This window comes from Tissierella sp. (assembly GCF_052089545.1).
GTDB lineage: Bacteria > Bacillota > Clostridia > Tissierellales > Tissierellaceae > Tissierella_A.
In genome coordinates, this window is record NZ_JBQDAA010000248.1 from 1 (window position 1) to 3,001 (window position 3,001).

The following is a 3,001-nucleotide window of genomic DNA, read 5'->3' on the forward strand; positions in this document are numbered from 1 at the left end:
CTTTAAAGGTTCTAAACCTTTTCCTACATCCCAAGCACTTGGTAATTGAGGGGCTACAAGCATAAGTCCTAATACTATTCCAACTACTGGCCTTCCCCCAAAAGCTTTAACCGTTGACCAAGATACCAGGACTGGTAAAAACATAAACACTATATCTGTTAAAATTTCTGAAAACAGTTCAACATTTGGGTTTAGTTGGTATCCCAAATTTATTACAAAGCCTCTTAATCCTATAAATAGCCCTGTTGCTACTAGCACTGGAATTATCGGTATAAAGATATCACCAAGTGTTTTTGTAATCTTTTGCATAATGCCTGCTTTCCTGTTATTTAAATTATTTTCCTTAGACATAGGTTTCCTCCTAAAGCTTTATATTCCAAAAACAATTGGAATTAAAAAACATAAATATAAACATTTGTATTGAATATATGTTCTGAAAGTTATATAATGGATAGAGTTGTACAATAAATTTTTATGAGGTGATTACCAATGACAGGAAAAACACATGTAGCTATTGGTGTAGCAGCTGGGCTTACACTTGCATATGGTGAACCTATAGACAAACAACTAATAATAATTACTGCTTCCACTTTAGGCTCATTAATTCCTGACCTTGATCATCCTAAATCCAAGTTGAATCAAAAATTATTACTTTTTAAAAATGAATTTTTCCGTATTTTGTTTTTTATAGCACTGGCTATAGGTTTTATATACATATACTCTACTTCAAAAAATACTATTTTTGCGCTCCTATCTTTGCTATCTCTTTTTATAGCAATATCAAGCCATAGAGGCTTTACGCATAGTATATTAGGTTTTTTAATTTTTGCCTATATTATTAAAACAATATCAGTACAATATAATATAGAGTACCTTTACCAAAGTGTAAGTATAGGGTATCTTTTGCATTTGTTTGCAGACTTTTTAACACCTCAGGGTATAAAGTTATTCTACCCTTTAAATATAAACATATCAGCCCCGATAATAATAAATCCTAAGAGCGGAATAGATGAGCTCATATTTATTTTAGCTAGCACCTATTCCCTGCTAATACTCTTAAAACTTATAGTATGAGCTCCTCCTTGGGGGAGCTTTTATTAATAAAGTTCAAATGAAGCTCCACCAATAAACTCCCTTAATATAGAGTTTCTTGGAACAACACTTTCATCTTCTACACTTACAAAGTACTCTAAAAATCTAATGAGCTTTCTAGCCTCACTATAGTGCCGGCTTTCCTTGCTAATATCATTTAACAAAGGAAGTATATGCTTTTGTAGTATGCTCATTTCATATACTAATGATGAGTTAAACATAGCATCTGCCTGTTCCTGGAATGGAAATATATACTCCTCTTCGCCTTCCCTTACGCCTTCCCATAGTTCAAATGTTTTCAAAGGTCCATTGCCTCTAAACTGGACATCTCTTACCATTCTTCTTATAAGTCTTATATCCGTTGTAGATATCCTGTTATGGGGGTCTAGATTTAGCTGTGTTAGTGCTGATACATATATTTTAAATTTATTTTTCTTTGGTATTACTTCTGTTAATCTAGGATTTAGTCCATGTATGCCTTCAAGTACTATTGGATGGTCTGCATCTAGTTTTACTATACGTCCTGACTTCTCCCTCTTACCAGTTAAAAAATTAAACTTAGGAAGATTGATGCTTTCACCTTCAATTAATTTTACAAGGTCCATATTTAATAATTCTAGATCTATAGCATCTATGGTTTCAAAATTAGGCGTCCCATCTTCTTTTAATGGCGTCTTATCCCTATCCACAAAATAATCATCTAAGGAAATTATAATTGGCCGTTGCCCATTTACATTCATTTGAACTTCTAGCCTTTTGGAAAAGGTAGTTTTACCTGAAGATGACGGGCCTGCAATTTGAATTATTTTTATATCCCTATCACTAGCAATTGAATCCGCTATCTCTGCTATTCTTTTTTCATGGTGGGCTTCTGTTACTTTTATAGTATGATCTATACCGCCTGATTTTATATTCTCATTTAATGAACCTACATAGGACAAGTCCAGTGTATCAAGCCATTTATTTGTAGCTTCAAACATTTTAGCTAATTGCTTTTGTTCTTTGAAATTATTTAAGTCATAGTTGTTTTTCTTGCTTGGGAAAAGTATTATTATTCCTGGATAGTAATACTTTAGTTTAAACTCCTTCACAAAGCCGGTTGATGGTGCTAAATAACCATGGAAAGCATCATAATGATCCTTAATCTTATAAACGCTTATCTCCTCTTTTCCAGTTGTTTGGAATAACTTTAGCTTATCTTCGTATCCATTTTCCCTAAAAATTTCTAATGCATCTTCCCTACTATATGTATCCCTATATATAGTATAATCCTTGTCTATTATTTCCTTCATTTTATTTTCTATTTTAATAAGGTCCTTAAAACTCACTGGCAAATCTTCTCCAAGTTTTCCATAAAGTCCAGGACCAAGAAAATATTCTATACTGACTTGAGCTTCTGGGAACAGTTCCCTACAAGCTATTATAAATACAGCTGAGATAGTCCTTGTATATATTCTGTAACCATCAACATCCCTATTATCAAGAAATTCTATACTCTTATCTTCATTTATAACTTTTCTCAAATTATAAATTCTATTATCTATTTTAGCTCCTAGATATTTTTTATAATCTTCCCCAAATACTTTCTTTGATATTTCTAAAAGTGTAAGACCTTCTTCCACTGTGATCATACCTGAGCCTACAATATTTAAGCTAAGTTTCATAAAATCCCCTTTCCATTTTAAGCTATTTTATTTTTTCATATATATCCTCTATGTTTTTTAAATCACATAGTATTCTTTCCAAATGATAATTATATATTATATCAAAGTCTTCTAATTCTTTTTTCCCTACTTCAGGCACTTTCTTGTTGAACATATCCTCTAGCAATTCTTTATTCTCTTCTTTTATATAAAGTCTTTTCTTTAGCAACTTTATAACCCTTAAGTGACTTTGTATATTTTGAAAA

General features: G+C 31.7%; 4 protein-coding genes. 1 reads left to right on the forward strand and 3 read right to left on the reverse strand.

What is annotated here, in order from left to right:
* Positions 1-351: PTS transporter subunit EIIC (locus tag ACTHW2_RS12425; RefSeq protein WP_442264217.1), on the reverse strand; the 351-nt coding region annotated here is incomplete at its 3' end.
* Between the two features lie 138 nt (positions 352-489).
* On the opposite strand from ACTHW2_RS12425, the gene ACTHW2_RS12430 reads away from it, so the two are divergent.
* Positions 490-1,074, forward strand: a complete 585-nt coding sequence (locus ACTHW2_RS12430) for a metal-dependent hydrolase (RefSeq protein WP_442264218.1) — start codon at positions 490-492, stop codon at positions 1,072-1,074.
* A gap of 23 nt (positions 1,075-1,097) precedes the next feature.
* Here ACTHW2_RS12430 and ACTHW2_RS12435 read toward each other — a convergent pair whose 3' ends face one another.
* A complete protein-coding gene (locus tag ACTHW2_RS12435) occupies positions 1,098-2,756 on the reverse strand; it encodes a nucleoside kinase (RefSeq protein ID WP_442264219.1) in 1,659 nt (552 codons plus the stop codon).
* Between the two features lie 22 nt (positions 2,757-2,778).
* The coding region (locus ACTHW2_RS12440) for a hypothetical protein (RefSeq protein WP_442264220.1) at positions 2,779-3,001 on the reverse strand (223 nt) is incomplete at its 5' end.

Excerpts from the sequence above, each read along its gene's own strand:
- ACTHW2_RS12430 (WP_442264218.1), top strand. The coding sequence starts at position 490 with ATGACAGGAAAAACACATGTAGCTATTGGTGTAGCAGCTGGGCTTACA.
- ACTHW2_RS12435 (WP_442264219.1), bottom strand. The coding sequence starts at position 2,756 with ATGAAACTTAGCTTAAATATTGTAGGCTCAGGTATGATCACAGTGGAA.